This window comes from Ferruginibacter lapsinanis (assembly GCF_020783315.1).
GTDB classification, from domain to species: Bacteria; Bacteroidota; Bacteroidia; order Chitinophagales; family Chitinophagaceae; genus Ferruginibacter; species Ferruginibacter lapsinanis.
This window is the reverse complement of the sequence record NZ_CP086063.1, coordinates 964044-983133: the sequence shown is the minus strand read 5'-3', so window position 1 is coordinate 983133 and position 19090 is coordinate 964044. Positions and strand designations below refer to the sequence as shown.

Annotated in this window: 11 protein-coding genes; 6 read left to right on the top strand and 5 right to left on the bottom strand. The window is 39.0% G+C overall.

Annotation, left to right across the window (positions count from 1 at the left end):
• The first annotated feature begins 400 nt into the window (after nucleotides 1–400).
• Both LK994_RS04220 and LK994_RS04215 read left to right on the top strand, forming a co-directional pair.
• Nucleotides 401–7732, top strand: coding sequence for a LamG-like jellyroll fold domain-containing protein (locus LK994_RS04220; RefSeq protein ID WP_229761639.1), 7332 nt, complete (start codon nucleotides 401–403; stop codon nucleotides 7730–7732).
• Nucleotides 7733–8099: 367 nt separating this feature from the next.
• Nucleotides 8100–8570: an Lrp/AsnC ligand binding domain-containing protein gene (locus LK994_RS04215; protein WP_229761638.1), complete on the top strand. Its 471-nt coding sequence runs from the start codon at nucleotides 8100–8102 to the stop codon at nucleotides 8568–8570.
• 105 nt (nucleotides 8571–8675) lie between these two features.
• Here the strand turns inward: LK994_RS04215 and LK994_RS04210 are convergent, their stop codons facing one another.
• From LK994_RS04210 to LK994_RS04200, 3 genes are read right to left on the bottom strand one after another with little or no spacing between them, the layout of a single operon-like run.
• On the bottom strand, nucleotides 8676–9791 hold the full coding sequence (locus tag LK994_RS04210; RefSeq protein ID WP_229761637.1) for an ABC transporter permease: 1116 nt from the start codon (nucleotides 9789–9791) through the stop codon (nucleotides 8676–8678).
• A gap of 25 nt (nucleotides 9792–9816) precedes the next feature.
• Entirely contained in the window at nucleotides 9817–10983 is a 1167-nt protein-coding gene (locus LK994_RS04205) for a glycosyltransferase family 2 protein (protein WP_229761636.1), read from the bottom strand.
• Between the two features lie 30 nt (nucleotides 10984–11013).
• Entirely contained in the window at nucleotides 11014–11409 is a 396-nt protein-coding gene (locus LK994_RS04200; RefSeq protein WP_229761635.1) for a VOC family protein, read from the bottom strand.
• Nucleotides 11410–11586: 177 nt separating this feature from the next.
• On the opposite strand from LK994_RS04200, the gene LK994_RS04195 reads away from it, so the two are divergent.
• Nucleotides 11587–12027, top strand: a complete 441-nt coding sequence (locus LK994_RS04195; RefSeq protein WP_229761634.1) for a MarR family winged helix-turn-helix transcriptional regulator — start codon at nucleotides 11587–11589, stop codon at nucleotides 12025–12027.
• A 66-nt stretch (nucleotides 12028–12093) separates the two neighbouring features.
• Nucleotides 12094–13926 (top strand): acyl-CoA dehydrogenase family protein, encoded by a 1833-nt coding sequence (locus LK994_RS04190; RefSeq protein WP_229761633.1) that lies wholly within the window; start codon nucleotides 12094–12096, stop codon nucleotides 13924–13926.
• A gap of 79 nt (nucleotides 13927–14005) precedes the next feature.
• Here LK994_RS04190 and LK994_RS04185 read toward each other — a convergent pair whose 3' ends face one another.
• Nucleotides 14006–14647 (bottom strand): hypothetical protein, encoded by a 642-nt coding sequence (locus tag LK994_RS04185; RefSeq protein WP_229761632.1) that lies wholly within the window; start codon nucleotides 14645–14647, stop codon nucleotides 14006–14008.
• Between the two features lie 112 nt (nucleotides 14648–14759).
• On the opposite strand from LK994_RS04185, the gene LK994_RS04180 reads away from it, so the two are divergent.
• Entirely contained in the window at nucleotides 14760–16490 is a 1731-nt protein-coding gene (locus LK994_RS04180; protein WP_229761631.1) for an N-acetylmuramoyl-L-alanine amidase, read from the top strand.
• Nucleotides 16491–16694: 204 nt separating this feature from the next.
• A complete protein-coding gene (locus LK994_RS04175) occupies nucleotides 16695–17747 on the top strand; it encodes a 2-oxoacid:ferredoxin oxidoreductase subunit beta (RefSeq protein ID WP_229761630.1) in 1053 nt (350 codons plus the stop codon).
• A gap of 279 nt (nucleotides 17748–18026) precedes the next feature.
• Here the strand turns inward: LK994_RS04175 and LK994_RS04170 are convergent, their stop codons facing one another.
• Nucleotides 18027–19016: an aspartate-semialdehyde dehydrogenase gene (locus LK994_RS04170; protein WP_229761629.1), complete on the bottom strand. Its 990-nt coding sequence runs from the start codon at nucleotides 19014–19016 to the stop codon at nucleotides 18027–18029.
• Nucleotides 19017–19090 lie beyond the last annotated feature (74 nt).

Sequence of the window (19090 nt, the reverse complement as noted above, 5' to 3'; positions counted from 1 at the left end):
TGCAATATGTTGCAACAATTATAAAGATAGTGTTATTAGCATTAGAACTTTACACCCTCCTCCGCCTTGTTTCGTGGCACACGAAAACAACCTTTCTTATACCCCATCGAATACATCAAATAAGTTATTTAAAAATCCAAATTCATCAATGCCGTATTCATAAAACCGGGCTGAGAATTACAACTGCCGGTTACAAAAAAGATCAAACAAGGCGGTGGTGCTTTTGACTTTGAAAAATGTTAACGCCTATGTTTAATGCTTTTATTAACATAGCTTTACTTTACCAATTCAAGAAGGGGTATACATCACAATCCACGATAGTACCCCTAAATCCCAATATTTTAAGTGAGATCCACATTGTTTAAGCAATAGTACACACTTATAAATAATTTAACCGGGAATGAAAAAAGTTTACAAGAGCAAATTGACCTTCAGGTTGGTATTTACCGCCTTTTTATTTTTAAGTATATCCAACGTATATGCACAGCCGGCTAATCTGCCGCCATTTATCAAATACCTGGTAAACAATTATTCCAGTATTACAAAAGCTGCCTGTGATACCTGCACGCCGGTAATAGGTTCGCCATTAGAACGATTCAAACCTATTCCGTTTCCTGAAGCAGGTGTTATTAAATTGGCCACCGGTATTGATGTGTCAGATGTTCCCGGATTAATGACGCCCAATTTTTGGGGTGGAGGTTCTCCTGAAATAAAAGGATACACTAAACCAATTGCCGGCATGCTCGATGTAACTGCCGAAAATATACGTAACGGAGAGCTGCTTTATTTTAAAGGAGCTAAAGGGGTTGCCATTTCTAAAGAATCGGGAACTATTTATACCAGTGCTCCTACTGTTACACTAGGGGGGAGTCCGCAAAGTGCTAATGGATTTTTTACATTCAAATCAACACCGGCAATAATGCCGAAATTCAATGATGTTTCTGATAAGACTTTTGCGGAAGCTCCGACCACGGTTAAATTATATCATAACGGAGATCTGCAGGATCTAAGCAACGATTGCACACAAACAATCTATTTCGCTATCGACCCTAATCATGAAAAGATCATTTATGCAAGTATGGTAAATCCTGCAGATACGTCCGAGAAAGTGTTGCTCAGGAAAAATGCTGATGGAGATTGGTATTTATTAGATTGGACGGTAGGAGGTGTATTGACAGGGGATGTATGGGGTGCACTAACGGTAGACAATAATGGTAATTTATACATAGCTGATCCCAGAAAAAATATCATTGTAAAAGCTACATTTGATAGTGATGGCCATGCCAGCAGCTGGAAAATTATTGCAGGAAAATCAGGGGTGGCAGGATTTGATAATGGTGGTAATGGTCATGATACCTTGTTTAATCAGCCCAGTGGTATTTGTTTTGATAATACTACGGGGAATATTTATGTAGGCGATGCCGGGAACAACAGGGTGAGAAAGATCGACCATAATGGCGAAGTAACTACCTATGCCGGTAATGGTGATCCGGGTTTTAGAGATGACGACAATGCCAGTAATGCAAAGTTCAGTAGTCCTACAGCTCTGGCATTCAATGAAGACTCTAAATCATTATTTGTTGTTGATTACAATAACAACACCGTTAGGGAGATCGATAAAAACCAGCATGTTACTACACTGGCCGGGAATCCGGGATCTTATAACCCATTGAACCCTGCAGAGTTTGCCATGCAGTTTTATTATTTATTGGCCAAGCTGAACCTTGATCCTGATGAATCAAAATTGGTTAAACCGACTGGTATTGCGATCGACCCTACGGGGCATGGTATATATGTGAGTGATTACAATTATGTTAGGTATATAAGCACTTTTCCGGCACAATTTGTTATAACATCTGCTTTCAGAGAATTGGATCAAACTCAATTGCCCATTCCTATATTACCTCTGGGCATTAGAATGAACGAGAATAATGGTTCTTTTTATGGCATTCCACTGGTGGCATGGCCTCCCACAACGTATGCCATTTCAGCGATCAACAGTCAGGGTGCTTGTATAGTAAACGGGGTTATTACGATCGAAGTGGTGGCTTGTCCGAAAGTGCCCGATACCGCTTATGAGAATATAACCATCTCTACTGATCAACTGCCTTATCGCTGGAATGGACAGACTTTGAACAATTCCGGCACGGCAACGGCTACCCTCCAAAGTTCCGTTGGTTGCGATAGTGTAGTGGTGCTCACCCTAAATGCAAAGCCGGATTTTCATTACAGCAGCGAACCTTATTTGCTTAGCCAGGGAAAGGAAATAACACCTATTGTTCCTACCACAGCAGGCTCAACAGTGGATGCATTTTCCATTAGCCCTCCACTTTCTGCCGGGCTTACTTTCAATGCTCAAACAGGCGTAATTACGGGTACACCAACAACATTGACCAACCAGCTCTTACCTGCCATTGGTCCAAGAACCGCACCTACAACGGTTGCTCCATGGACGCTGAAAGCAGATGAGGGGGCAGATCTTACAGGAGTTAAAATATCGGATGGTAATAAGAATACCATTTTTGAAAACAACTCCGCCTTTAAGAGTTTAGTGGGCAGTGCCGGCACGGGCACGGGTACACCGGGTGCTTATACCGATTTTAGCGGATTGGGGCCGATCAAAATGTTTACGAACAGTCCTTATTCAATCAAATTGTCTAATGCCCTTGGGGTGCCAAGTTTAAATGCATACGGTTCGTTCCTGAATTATATGAATTCCTACGCCGTATATATTGATTTAAACAGAGATGGAGATTTTGATGATGCAGGCGAAAGGGTATATACTTCTGCAGCTCCGCAAAGAGATGCTCATTCCGAAATTGCTAATTTAAAGATTCCCGTTACGGCAAAAGCCGGTGTAACCAAAATGCGTATCTATGCCGTAGAGGCTGCTACCTTAGGTAGATACTACTATTTTTACAATGATGTCGGTCAGCTATATAGTGTGTATAGAACATCAGAGCAAGCGTTATCATTTTATCCCAATTTTAATGCTATAATATCTAATGCTTTTAACTCGGAGAAAACATTTCACGACAATCATTTGGACTATGGTGAATTTGAAGATTATAATATTGATATCGTCAATATGGCCACTCAATCGTACACGGTTACCGGCAGCAATTCACTTGGTAGCGATACAACTAATTTATTTATTGCGATTAATATACCCAGTGCCTCCACCACCAATACAACCATCTGTTCAACTGAGCTTCCTTATCACTGGAACGGACTAACGTTTACGAAGACCGATACGTTAACAGCACATTTGTACAATCAGTATGGTGCAGATAGTGCCGCTACTTTAAATCTTTTTGTTAAGCAGGCTACCACATCGGTAGTAGACACTGCTTACTGTGGCCCTTTTACCTACCGTGGAGTGGTGTACAACAACACAGGCAATTACCCTGTTCATGCAATCAATGCTGCAGGTTGTGACAGCTTGATCACTTTTAAATTTCGTCAAAAAGCTACTGCTTCTACAACCATTGTTGAAGTGATACCGAGTGCGCTTCCATATCACTGGAACAATTTGAATTTTTCACCCGGTGGTACCTATTCAGTTACATTAACTAATGCAGAAGGCTGTGATAGTATCGCTACCTTGGTACTGAAAGTGCAATTCCATGTTAATTATCCGCCTACGAATACTTTAGCAATTAATCAGGCTATACAACCTATCATTCCGCAGTTTGAAGGTAACTATACACCGGGGCCGGACAATCCTAATAACGGCTGTTCTATAACGCCAAACTTACCATCGGGATTGTTATTAGATTTCAATACAGGGGTTATAACGGGAACGCCTACACAGTTAAGTCCTTATACAACGTATACGGTTACCAGGCAGCAGCAGGGTGCAATACCTTCAACGTTTATGCTATCTGTAGGTCAACCAACCTCATCCACTACTACTATAGATAATTGCGGACCTTTTACCTGGAATGGAGTGGAGTATACCACACCCGGAAATAAATCGGCTACTTTAAAAAATCAATATGGTTTTGACAGTACCGCAAACCTGATACTGTCCATCAGAAATCTATCTGTTACAACTTTACCTTTACTGTTAAACCAGTCTGAGATACCTTACGCATGGAATGGAATTACGATAACAAGTGAGGGCGCTAAAACTGTTCACTTTGTAAATGCTGTTGGCTGCGACAGTGCTGTAACAGCGAATGTAATTATCAGCCCTAAAGTATCATATCCATCGCCGAATATTTTGACGCCCAATGTACCAATAGTACCAATTGCTCCGCAACAAACAGGCGGGGCAGTTATCCATTATACCATTCAACCTGCATTGGTCAATGGGTTGTTGTTTGACGCAACAACAGGTATCATCAGTGGTACGCCTGCAGATACGCTGCTGCAACCTGTTACTTATACCATTCGTGCTTTTAACAATGCAGGAGCAGATAGTATCAACATTATCATTGCTGTTTGTAATACAATGGCTACATCATTTACACAAATTGCATGTGATCAATATGTATGGAATGATAGCACGTACACCACCAGCACAACGCATACCCGTACCCTAAAAAACAGAGGAGGTTGTGATAGTGTTGTAACTATGCATCTTACCGTTAAATACAGTACTACAGGCCCTACCACTACCGATACCGCTTGCGGATCTTATGTTTGGTATGGAGTTACGTATGATTCAACAGGTATATACAGTAAAGTGTACACAAATGCGGTTGGTTGCGACAGTACTATTTATCTGAACCTGACCATTAAGAAACTGTCTTATCAAAACCAATATGTAAACCTCAATCAATCAGACCTGCCTTATAAATGGAGAGGATTAACCTTTAACCAGCCCGGTACTCAATCAATCATTCTGACAAATAGTGTCGGATGCGATAGTGTGCTTTCAATGACCGTGAGCATATCCGATCTGTTGCCCGATATCAGTTATGCAACAAAAGATACTATCCTGTATTGGGAGCAAACCATTACACCGCCTATTGCTATGACCAATACAGGCACTGCTGTGCCTGCAATGAAATTGGGAGAGAGAGAGGCGGTGATCAGCTTTACAAATGGTCCCGGTGATCATATCAAAACCATTAAAGGCATTGATGGCGCTTACTATGCCAGGGTATTCGGCAATAATCAAATTTTTAAATTAACCGGCTCAGGGGTATGGACAATTTTTGCCGATGCCGGCGCTGCAGTAACTGCGATGGCGATGGATAAGTTGGGAAATCTGTACGTGGGGACAAACTCAATACCTGGTTATGTGAAAAAAATAACGCCTGATGGGGCTGTAAACAATTTACCCGGTTTGTCTTATTTCTTTAGTATAGATGGTTTGGCAGTTGATCCGGATAACAATTTAATTATTCATAGTCAGCGTACTCAAAATCTGTTTACACTTACGAGGTTCAACCTTTCTACCAATCAGTCTGTGGAACAGCAATTGGATAACACTCCATATTTCGATTTTGGGCCCGAAGACATGAAGGCCGATTCAAAAGGAAACATATATATGTATCGCAATGTGGGCAATGATCTTGTAAAGATCAAACCGAATGGGCACCTATCAGGTATTGGTAAAAGTGGGATATCTTTTGGTACAAATTTTATCCCCGGAAATGGGGTAGATGCAACGATACCTACTATAACCAGTATAGCAATAGATACTACTAACGATAATGTGTATGTGATGGCCAATGGTAATCTACTTAGAGTAGATACAGCCGAAAACGTAACTGCACTTACCGGCGCCCTCGGCGGCGGCCGTACTTTTGACCAATACAAAGACCAGATCTTCAGAGTCGATAATGGAAAAGTATCGATCGTTAACAGTTCTGCCGGAATACTCTACACCGTTAATGTGTATGGTGTTGGTTCTATTCCGTTCATGGATAATTATGGGGTATTCAGTGTCGGTCAGGGAACAGTAAACTTCAAGGATTTTGATAAACGAATACGTTTGGATAGCAGCGGTGCCGTTGTTGGTACACCCAGAGCGAATTACTCTTCCATAGGTACTATTTATGCAAACAATACCTCCACTGCTTATTCAATTATAGCAGCTAATCAATACGGTGTAAGCACTGCCCCTATGACAATAACCACTAAAGCCATTACGTATAAAATGGAGAGTTATATAACCACAACCTTACCTTTTATATGGAAAGGCAGAACCTTTACTGCACCAACAGATACCGCTACATATCTTGCTGTTAATAAAACACTGAATGATGATACCTTGTACATTTTGCATTTAGTGTATGAAGGAACTCCTGAACCCGGCATCACCAGAAGCGATTGTGCGAACGGGCAATTAACGTTGTCTGCAAATAGTGCCGGTAATAATGCCATCAGGTTCGATGGTACTAATTTCGGTCGTATTAAAAATGTAAAAAAAGGAGCCGGTGGCCTCGGGTATTATAATGTGTTATCCATTCCTAATAGTAGCAGATTTAATTTTGTTACCTCCTTTGAAGTATGGATAAAACCAACTTCGGTAACGGGAACACAATACATATTTACGAGGGATACTGTCAAGACCCACGGTTTCTTTGGATTGTCTATTCAAAATGGCAAGTTGGTGTATGAGTTCACGAAAGGGTACACATTACCACTTACAGATTATAAGCTTAGTTCTGCTATTGATATAGTTCCGAATGTGTGGACACATGTGGCTGCGGCTTATTACGATTCTGCCATGCATGTTTACATTAACGGCCAATTGCAGGGAACGCTACCAACCAACGAAAACACTATCAATGTTTTTTACAGCGATTCTTTGGGTGTAGGCATCTTCCCTGATTTTTGTTTGGGCGGATTAGGTAGTCAGTTTGGATTTAAGGGAGAGATGGATGAGTTCCGTGCCTGGGGTGCAAAAAGAGATGCGGCAGCAATACTGAAAACGAAGGACTCAATTGTTGATCCCTGGAGTACAGGATTGGGCTTATATTACCGTTTTGACGAAGACTTAAGTGATAGTGCCAGAGATATTTCTAAATCAAACAGGCCTGCCAATTTCATACAACCCGGCATTAGCGTGTATCCTTCAACTGCACCTATCAATTATGCAGCTTATCAATGGATACCAGGTGGAGCTACGTCAAAGTCTATTGTGATCAATTGTGCAGACAATACATTGTATACTTTAACCGTAACAGACTATAATGGAAGGCAAGGATCCGTTTCGTCTAATAAGGCTGTACCGGTGAGGTTATACGAATTGGCCGCAGTTAAAAAAACAATGGGTATTGCTGTATCATGGAAAGCAGGCTATGAAAACAATATGTTGACATATGTTGTTGAAAGAAGTACCGACGGAATAAACTTTACTAAAATAGGCGTAGTAGTTGCTAAAAATATATCAGGATCGGTCTATTCATTTTTAGATACACATCCTGCTAACGGTACAAATTTTTACAGGCTGAAATTAATTGATGCTGCATCTGCTACCTATAGTACCATTGTAAGGGTAGATCTTACTGGAAATATAATTGCAGTAAATATTTATCCAAACCCTGTTACACAAAAGCAAATTACTTTACAATTAAGCAATGTTGAAAAAGGTAATTATACATTGATTTTCTATAACAGTCTAGGACAGATGGTTTACACAAAAGCAATCAGTCATACAGGAGGATCGTTGAATCAGAATATCAGTTTACCTGTTACACTCAGAGCCGGAGTGTATAGCGTACAGTTTCAAAATAAAAAATTGGTATACAATCAACAGATAATTATTGAATAATTTTTTTTGAATAGATTTCAGATCTTCATAGAAATAAAAAAAGCCTTCGTTGAAAACGAAGGCTTTTGCTGTAGGGGGAGGGATCGAACCTCCACGAAGCAGTTAGTTGTAGCACAAAGTTCAGTGGTCGACCCTGGTCGGGATTGCTCCCGGCTCTATGCTATATTTATCCTGTGATCTTCACCCCCGAGACAAGAGGGCATGTCTGCCAAAAATTTCATCACCCCACAATCTTAAAGAACTTGATAGTGCAAATCTACAATAAACGCCATTATTTTAAAAATATTTTATCATTTATTTTGAAATTATAGAAATTATTCAAATATTTGTTAATTACGATGAATAATATCAAATATAAAATAATAATATGGCGGCAAAATTGAATCTTGACAAATTAGACCTGCAGATCATTCAGGCAATGATGGAAACTGCTGAGATCTCTTATGCAGATCTGGGTAAACAGCTATTTGTTAGTGGGGGTACCATACATGTCCGTATCAAAAAGCTACAGGAATTTGGAATAGTTAAAGGTACAAAACTGAATGTAGATATAAAACAACTGGGGTATGATATCACCGCCTTTGTAGGTATCTATCTGGAAAAAAGTAGTTTGTATGATAATGTTGCAGAGGAGCTAAAGCGTATACCCGAAATTGTTAGATTGAATTACACCACCGGAAATTACAGTATGTTCATAGAAATCGTTTGTAAAGATATTTCTCAATTAAGGTATGTATTGCATGATGAGTTGCAAAAGATAAAAGGTATTGAAAGAACCGAAACGTTGATCTCTTTAGAAGAAGGGTTTAACAGAAATGTACAGGTGGCTACCCCCTAACCCCCTTCGCCCCCTAAAGGGGCTTTCTTTCGTTAAATTAATAATTTTGTTTAACATTTTTAAAGACAAAACTTTCAAAATATTTTACTCTTCGCAGTTCCCCCTTTAGGGGGCGGAGGGGGTGGTCTTTACATCCACAGCATCTCTCAAACCATTACCCAATAAATTGATAGCTAAAACCAGCACTATAATTGCTAATCCCGGAATGATTGCCAGCATCGGATTATGTGTGATGATAAAATTATAATTCTCTTTAATCATCAATCCCCAGCTTGGCTGTGGTGGTTGTACGCCTATTCCTAAAAAACTCAATCCGGCCTCTACAATAATTGCTGTGGCAAAATTACTGGCTCCGATAACCAATATCGGTCCGAGAATATTTGGAAGTAAATGTTTTACAATTATTCTGAGATCAGTAAAACCCAATGCTCTTGCAGCTTGCACATACTCCAATTCTTTAATGGCCATTACCTGCCCACGAACCAGCCTGGCAACATTTACCCACATGGTCAATCCTACTGCAATAAATATTTGCCAGAATCCTTTTCCCAAAGCCATAGTTATAGCAAATACCAATAACAATGTTGGGATGCTCCATACAACATTAATGAGCCACATAATTACTTCGTCTATCCAATTGCGGTAGTATCCGGCAATAGTTCCTAAAATAATACCGATCGTCAGAGAAATAATTACAGCAATCATTCCCACAGCCAGACTCACTCTTGTTCCGATAATCAATCTGCTTAAAATGTCTCTGCCAAATTTATCTGTACCCAGCCAATATTTTTTTGTGATGAGGTTTTGTTGAATAGCAGATGGGTTATTGTTGGTTAGTTGGAAGATAGAATATGACTGACTTATTGAGAGACCTTCATCAATAAATTTGTTGACCACCAATAAGTCATTTTTAATAGTATAATTGGTGATAGGAACCAGCTGGTATTCATTTGGCTTACCGCTTATTAGTGTTGTAAACCAACTTTGGGTGTTGTTTTTTTTATCAGGTATCTTTAAAAATAATTGTGTGTAGCCCGGCTTCTTCGCTTGTATCTCTACTGTTTGCAAGTCTGCGTTGGGTGAGGCATCGGGTGCAATCAAATAACCAAATAGTGATATAAATATTGCAAGCGATAGAATGACCAAACCAAATATCGCTCCCTTATTCTTTTTAAGGCGATGCCATGTTTGCTGCGAAAAAGAAAAACTTTGCGGATGCATGCATGTAATTTACAGATTCATTGGTTTATTTCACTTGTCTTTCTTTCCATTGATAAGAACCAAATTTTCCCAACCATCCGGCGATAACAGTGTATACTATATGAAACGGTTGAGCAACAGGGAACCACCAAAGTAAATTGGTTCGATTGAAAAAAGTTGCAACAGGAAAAAGAAAAAACAATTCCACCAAAGTTTTTAAAGCTAATAATAAAAGCCAGACCCGAATAATTGATAATTGATAATTAATAATTGATAATGTTGACGAGTTAAAGAGAGCAATAACAGGTAATATTAAAAGCATTACATTCAAGAAATATACCAGCATCAGTACAGGTAAAATGCTTTTGTCGTTGTACTTATCTGCTTTGCTTGCCCAGCGTATTCGCTGATTAAAAAATTCTTTAACAGATGATACAGGCTTGGTTTGTACTATAACATCATGTGATTTTAAAAACTTTACTTTGTCCGGGTGGCGTTCAGCAATTTTATGCATCAATAACATATCGTCGCCGCTGGCAATCGTATCAATATTTTTAAAACCATCTACTTCGCCAAAAGCCTGCCTGGTATAAGCAAGGTTGGCACCATTGCACATGCTGTGGAATTTTTTATTCACCGATGCACCGGTAATGCCTTGCAAAGTCATAAAATCAAGTGACTGAAACATTTCGATGAATGTATTACTGCTGGTGATCAAGACAGGCATTGCAATAAATGCAGCTTGTTCTTTTTCATAAAACACCGCAATGGTTTGCAACCAGTTTGGAGGTACAATACAATCGGCGTCTGTTGTAACGATCAGGTCCCCGGAGCTTTGTTGTATAGCAATTTCTATTGCTTTCTTTTTGTAAGAGTTTATTTTTTCTGTTACAAAATTGTTTAGTGATATCAGTCTTACATCCGAAAATGATCGTACTATATCAGCTGTTTTATCGGTAGAAAAATCATCTACAACAATGATGTCAAATAAATTTTTTGGATAAGATTGTTTTGCAATGGAGTTTAGACATGCATTGATATTTTCTTCCTCATTTCTTGCAGGAATAATAACCGTGATCTTAGTGGTAGGTATGATGTCTGAAGTCAGTGATCTATGCTCATGTATCCCCAGCCAGCTTTGCCTGTAATAAATGATCAAAGCAGCATAGCCGATGAGTAAAAATAAAGTGATGTATACTAAAACAGTCAACATAATAAGATTAAAGATAATTACATCCGACCGTTATGCTTTTTTACGTTCGATAAAATCCCAGAGGTTGCCGTACAGGTCTTTAAAGACTGCCACTGTTCCCCACTCTTCTGTAACAGGTTGTCTTACAAATTCAACCCCTTTTTCCTGCATCTGGTTATAGTCTCTCCAAAAATCATCGGTATGCAAAAACAGAAAAACCCTGCCACCCGTTTGATTACCCACCCGGCTTTTTTGTTCGTCATTGGCGGCTTTTGCCAATAATACATTACAACCATTGCTCCCTGGAGGGGAGACAACTACCCATCTTTTGGTTTCGCTGAGAACAGTATCCTCCAATAATGTAAAACCTAGTTTTTGTGTGTAAAACAGAATAGATTCGTCATAATCTGCTACCACCAGAGCAATTTGCGCTATATGTTGAGTCATAGTTGCCCAAAGGTATGTCGTATCCCGATATGAATCGGAACGACGCAACTATCCCCAACGACTTGGGGATGAAAAATTGTTGCCGGCAACAAAATAAAGTATGAGGCGATCGACCATAAAATAAATTTTGCAGGTACAAACTTATTTGTAACTTTATAAGGTTGTCTAAACAACTATATGCCAAACAACCAATTTAAGAAAGGAGAATTATACAGTTTTATTACGGGTAAAGCCAGTACTGCTATCGCAAGACGATTGCAAAAGAATTTTAAACTGGCAAATGTGGACATCACCATTGAACAATGGAGTGTATTGTATCATTTATGGAAAGAGGACGGAATGAGTCAGCAACATTTATGTGAGGCTACCTTCAGAGATAAGCCGAGTATTACAAGATTAGTAGATAACCTGGAAAAATTAAAATTGGTAAAACGAGTGGCATCAAAAGATGATAGAAGGATCAACCTGATTTACCTTACCAAGGAAGCGCAAGACCTGCAGGAGCAAACAATGGAAATTGCCAACCAAACCCTGAACGAAGCATTGGAAAATGTTACCAATGGACAAATAGAAATTGCCAAAGAAGTATTACAGATGGTGTACGACAATTTGAAATAACCCCCCTCCGCCCCCTAAAAGGGGAACAAGGAGGCGCATCTCTTTATAATTTTAAAACGATTGCATATGAAACTGACATTCACCAATCAATTTCTCTTTACCCCCCTTCAGGGGATGGGGGTAACCAATACATCGCTGAAAGGCGGCGAATGGTTAATTAAAGAAAGCAATGCATTTGAAACTTTTACCCCAGAAGATTTTAATGAGGAGCAGGTAATGGTAAAAGAAATGTGTCTGCAATTTTTACAAACAGAGGTCACTCCAATAGTTGACAGGATCGATAAATTAGAGCCGGGGCTCATGCCCTCTTTAATTGAAAAAGCTGGAGAACAAGGCTTGCTGGGAGCTTCTATTCCCGAGGAGTTTGGCGGATTAGGTAAAGATTTTATTACTGCAACTTTAGTGAATGAAGGCCTTGGAGGAGGATTTTCTTTCAGCGTGGCGGTAGCAGCACACACAGGGATTGGAACCTTGCCTATTTTATATTTTGGTACGGAGGAGCAAAAGAAAAAGTACATTCCAAAATTAGCCAGTGGCGAATGGAAAGGATCATACGGACTAACGGAACCGAATAGTGGCAGTGATGCATTGAGTGCAAAAACCTCTGCTGTTTTATCTGCCGATGGCAAACATTATATTTTAAACGGACAAAAATGCTGGATCACTAATGGCGGTTTTGCAGATATATACACCGTGTTTGCAAAAATTGATGGCGATAAATTCAGTTGCTTCATTGTTGAACGTGGCATGGAAGGATTTACACAAGGGCCCGAAGAACATAAAATGGGAATTAAAGGTTCTTCAACCGTACAATTATATTTTCAGGATTGTAAAGTGCCGGTAGAAAATCTGTTAGGCGAAGTTGGCAAAGGACATATCATTGCATTCAATATTTTGAATATCGGCAGATTAAAATTATGTGCAGCAACCGCCGGGGCCAGCAAAATGGCATTGACCGATACGATCGAATATGCTAAAACGAGAGAACAGTTTAAAACGGCGATCGCAAATTTTGGTGCTATAAAATATAAACTGGCAGAAAGTGCAGTAAGGATTTTTGCCTGCGAAAGCGCTTTATACAGAACCGGCAAATGGATAGATGATAAAGAGATCGCTTTGCAGGAAAGTGGCAAACCATTTAACGAAGCATTGCTTGGCGCTGCAGAAGAATATGCTATTGAGTGTGCCATATTAAAAGTGCATGGCAGTGAGTTATTGAATTATGTAGTAGATGAAGGCGTGCAGGTGCATGGTGGTAATGGTTTCAGTGATGAGTATATGATCACGAGAGCGTATCGAGATAGCCGTATCAACAGGATATTTGAAGGAACCAATGAGATCAATCGGTTGTTGATTGTAGATATGATGCTGAAGAGAGCGATGAAAGGGAAATTAGACCTGATGGGTCCTGCTATGGCAGTGTCTAAAGAGTTGCTGAGTATTCCTGAGTTTGGTAATGAAGACGAAACGCCGTTTGCTAACGAAAAGAAAACAATATTGAATTTGAAGAAATCAATACTGATGGTAGCTGGTGCTGCTGTGCAGAAACTGATGATGAAATTAAGCGATGAGCAGGAAATATTGATGAATGTGGCAGATATGGCTATTGAAACTTTTGTGGCAGAAAGTACTTTATTAAGAGTGATCAAATTGTCTGATAAAAATGGCGAAGCTGCTGTACAAAATCAAATTGACCTGATGCGTATATATTTAAATGATGCAGTGGATAAAGTGAACAAAGCGGGCAAAGAAGCCATCAATGCATTTGCAGAAGGCGATGAACAAAGGATGATGTTATTAGGATTAAAACGATTCACTAAAACAGCACCATTTAATAGCAAAGATGCCCGTAGAAGAATTGCAGATAAATTAATTGCAGAAAATAAATACTGCTGGTAAGATTTTTTCTTGTTGATTTGTTGATAGAAAAGCCTCCGTTTTTTTGCGGAGGCTTTTACTATTCATAAATTGATGAAGATTATTTTGCGTTATACGGGAACTTCTTTGAGGCATTTCTCATTAATGAATTTACCAGATTGTCTGTGTTACTGCCAACAGAACCACTGGCAGTATAGTCATACTTCCAAACCAGGTCCCCTTTTATTCCTTCATTGATAGAGATAGATGTTTGCACATTATTGGTATTTCCCCAGGCTCCTACCAAAAGTCCTAAAGCAACAGCAGCGCCTTCACTCATTGGTTTTTTCATGGTTGCTCTAGATGAAATAACCGCATCAACACCTAAAAGTCTTGCCAATTCATCTTTGGTCTTTGTATTAATGGTGGCATAGGTCAGGTTCGCCTGGGCTAACAACGCATTTGTTCTGCTAATATCCTGAAATGTTACAGTGTATTTGAATTTGCCGCTTCTTTTCAAGAACCATGCATACATTTTATCCTGAATATCTTTTCCGGTTTGTTCCTGCATTTGATTCAGTTGTTCAGGGCTAGTTTTTTTCATTTCGTTTGGACGCAGTTGCATACTTACTTCAGTGGGTAATATGGCAACTGTTTTATGTTTAGCGGTTACTTCGCTAAAATCAGCAACTTTGTAAATGGTGGGTCCGCAGCTGATTAAAGTAACGGCAAGTGCGAAAAAGAAGATTAATTTTGATTTCATGACTGGTGTTAATTTAGGTTTGATCAATTGTATTGCAAATATGAAATAAATCATTCATATTTTTTATAACCTTGGTCATATTCTTTACACTGTTATCACTAATACTATAATTATGCGCCTGATTATTTCTATTTTAATTATTTTGTTTTGTGGAAAACTGTTTGGTCAGGCTCCTGTAGTAAATTTAATTCAACCGTTTAAGACAAATAATCCTGTTAACGCTTCCAGGCAGTTTCTTATTGGTAATACCTGTAAAAACTGTGGCCTTACCATAAATGGGAAACCGGCGAAAGTCTATCCCACCGGAGCTTTTGCGTATGAATTAAACCTGAAGCCGGGGGATACAAGTTTTACAATTACAGCTTCGATTGCAGATCGGTCAGCATCTAAAAAGATCAACTATACCTATACGTTACCCAAACCGGCGCAGCCGGTAAAAGAATTAGGTATCGAGAGCATTGAAACATTTCCGGAGGATGATCTTGTTTTAGTTGCAGGAGATAAAATAAGATTTAAAGTAAAGGGATTGCCAAACTGCATTGTCAAGGCATTCAATAATACTGTCTTGTATGAGTTACCCAAAAGTCAAACCAAAGGGATGCCGGGTATTTATCAGGGAGAATATATTGTAAAAGAATCGGATAATTTTTCTGAATTGAAAATTCCTGTGACCATTGAAGACTCTTCAGGCACAAAAATCACTCGAGAGACTAAAAATACTTTTTCTGTTCTTTCGCCATTGGCTTCAAATGTTGCAATCACCAAAGGACGGCTGGCTCATTTAGAATATGGTTTGGGAGATGACAGGCTAGGTGGAGCAAAAGTGGGTTATCTCGATAGCAATATCTTATTAAAGATCACTGGTAAGGTGGGCACACATTACAGGGTGCAGTTATCAAAATCACGTACAGCCTATATTCCGGATGAGCATGTTGCGCTAATGCCTAAAGGAACTTTTGTTCCGGAATCATTAACGGATAAGTGGAATGTTTATGGAGATAGTGTATATGATTATGTAAGAGTTGGTTTGTTTGCAAAGCTTCCGTATCAGTCTTTTCAATTGATCGATCCATCAAAAATTGTAGTGGATGTTTTTGGTGCAACCAATAATACCAACTGGATAACACAACTGCAAACAGCCAGAGAGATCAAAAATATTTATTACGAACAGATAGAAGATGACATTTTCCGTATCACTATTGAATTAAGGCATGCTCAACATTGGGGGCACCAGATCTACTACAGTGGAAATAACCTGATGATCAAAATAAAACAGCAGCCTGAAAATCTATCACTTAAAAATTTAACCATAGCTGTAGATGCCGGACACGGAGGAACTAATAACGGCGCAGTGGGAGCAACGGGCTCTTATGAAAAAGAAATAACATTGGATGTTAGTTTGAAACTTAAGAAGGCGTTAGAAAAAGAAGGTGCAAAAGTTATTATGACAAGAACTAAAGAACAATTCTTTGATAATAAAGAAAGAATACTTTTTTACAGGGATAGTTTACCGGATCTGTTATTAAGTATTCATTTGAACTCTTCAGAAGATCCTATTCGTACCGGAGGCACCAGTACTTATTACAGATACATTGGGTTCAGAAATTTAAGTCTGGATATTTATAAAAGAATGTTGGAGCTGGGATTAAAAGAATATGGCAATACAGGCTCTTTTAATTTTATGTTGAATAGTCCGATCGAATATCCCAATGCATTAATAGAAACCTTGTTTTTGAGTAATCTGGATGAGGAAACGAAAATACTGGATGATGCATTTCAACAAAAAATGGTTGATAAGATCGTGTTAGGGGTTAAAGACTTTTTAAATGATGCCGCAAAATGATAGAACACTGATCTAACTGATTGAACTTATGATCACTTATTTTTATCAGCTTAAATCAGTCAAATAAGTTCAATCAGTGTTCCATCACCCAAAATCGGCAACGTTTGCATAAGTTTTAACACTAAATCAACCTATCAATCTTACTCAAAAACACCAAAATATTGCATACTTGGCGTAACTTTGCGTTCTCTAATAATAAGCCATATGAGTGCAACAGAAACATTAGTACCGGAATCGCCGGTAAAAGCAGCCTTAACAGCAAAAGATTTTGCAACAGACCAAGAGGTTCGTTGGTGTCCGGGTTGCGGAGACTATTCAATTTTAGCGCAAGTACAAAAGGTGATGCCTACTTTAGGAATTCCTAAAGAAAAATTCGCTATCATTTCAGGTATTGGGTGCAGCAGTCGTTTTCCTTATTATATGAATACTTATGGTATGCATAGCATCCATGGTAGAGCAACAGCAGTAGCAAGTGGTTTAAAAGCTGCTCGCCCTGACTTAAGCGTTTGGATCGTTAGTGGCGATGGCGATAGCATGAGTATCGGTGGTAACCATACCATTCATTTATTGCGTAGAAATTTTGATGTAAACCTGTTGATCTTCAATAACCAGATCTATGGTCTTACAAAAGGACAATACTCTCCAACTTCAGAAGAGAATAAAGTAACAAAAAGTACTCCGTTCGGAAGTATCGATCATCCATTCAACCCAGCTGCTTTGGCAATGGGAGCTGATGGAACTTTTGTTGCAAGAAGTATGGACAGAGATCCTAAGCATTTACAAGCAATGTTGCTAAGAGCACATGCCCATAAAGGAACTTCTTTCTTAGAGATCTATCAGAACTGTAACATCTTCAATGATGGTGCGTTTGAAATATTTACAGAAAAAGGAACAAAACAAGAAGAAGTTTTATTCTTAGAGCAAGGTAAACCGTTGATCTTTGGTGCTGCTCAAAACAAAGGAATTAAATTAGATGGCTTCCGTCCTATAGTTGTAGAGATCGGTAAAGATGCAAGTATTGATGATCTTTGGATTCACGACGAAAGAGATTTTTACAAAGCACAGATACTTACCCGTATGTTCGACAATCCGGCAAATGTTGGCCACTTGCCACGTCCGTTTGGTGTGTTCTACGAAACAGACAGACCTTGCTACGAAGATGTGATGGCTCTTCAAATTGAAGATGTGATCGCCAAAAGAGGTAGTGGAGATTTGGATAAATTGTTGAGAGGAAATGAAACCTGGGAGATTAATTAATCGCCCCCTCCGCCCCCTAAAGGGGGAACTAAGAACTCGTTAATTTAAATCTTCGAATATAAGCTCCGTTAAATGCGGAGCTTTTTTATTTGGTTGCCGGCATTTGTTTTTCATGGCATCATCGTTGCGTCGCACTCTTGTACTGAATACCAATATTGAACTTTTATTACGTTTATAAAAAATGGGATACAAATTTTGTATCCCATTTTATTTCTCGAAATAATTAACTCTATACTCCTCCATCATCAGTTCCCCATAAAGGGGGCAGAGGGGGTGTTTTTATAGTAATCCTTTGCCAGAAAGATACTCCGCAATCTGCACCGCATTGGTAGCAGCACCTTTACGTAAGTTATCACTCACTACCCAACAGTTAAGGGTATTCGCTTGTGATTCATCACGACGGATACGACCTACAAAAGTTTCGTCTTTTTCATGAGCTGTTAAAGGCATTGGATAAATAGCATTTGCAATATCATCCTGTAATACCAATCCTGGAGCTTTGCTCAACAATGCTTTTACTTCTTCCACATCAAAATCATTTTCAAATTCAATGTTCAGACTTTCGCTGTGTCCGCCAATTACAGGGATACGAACAGTAGTAGCAGTTACTTTAATGCTGTCATCACCAATGATCTTGTTGGTTTCTTTGATCATTTTCATTTCCTCTTTAGTGTAGCCATTTTCAACAAACACATCAATTTGAGGAATAACGTTCAGGTCGATAGGGTATTTGTAAGCCATTTCACCTTCAACACCTTTTCTTTCGTTGAACAATTGGTCAACCGCTTTAACACCAGTACCGGTAACACTTTGGTAAGTAGATACCACTACTCTTTTGATTTTATATTTATCATGTAATGGTTTCAACACCAATACCATTTGAATAGTAGAGCAGTTTGGATTGGCGATGATCTTATCATCGGCTGTCAACACATCAGCATTTACTTCAGGCACTACTAATTTTTTAGTAGGGTCCATACGCCATGCGCTTGAGTTGTCAATTACTGTAATACCAGCTGCAGCAAATTCAGGAGCAATGGCAAGCGACGTACCACCGCCAGCAGAAAATATCGCAACATTTGGTTTGGCTGCAATAGCATCCTTATAACCAACTACTTTGTATTTCTTGCCTTTGAATTCAACTTCTTTACCAATAGACTTTTCTGAAGCTACCGGTATTAATTCCGTAACCGGAAAATTTCTTTCGGCTAATACTTGCAACATTTTGCTGCCAACCAGGCCAGTGGCCCCTACTACAGCTACTTTCATTTTTTTGTTTTTTTTATTGTTATTAAATATGTGTTCTCTTCATTTTTTTTTACTCTTAACACCCCTTTAGGGGA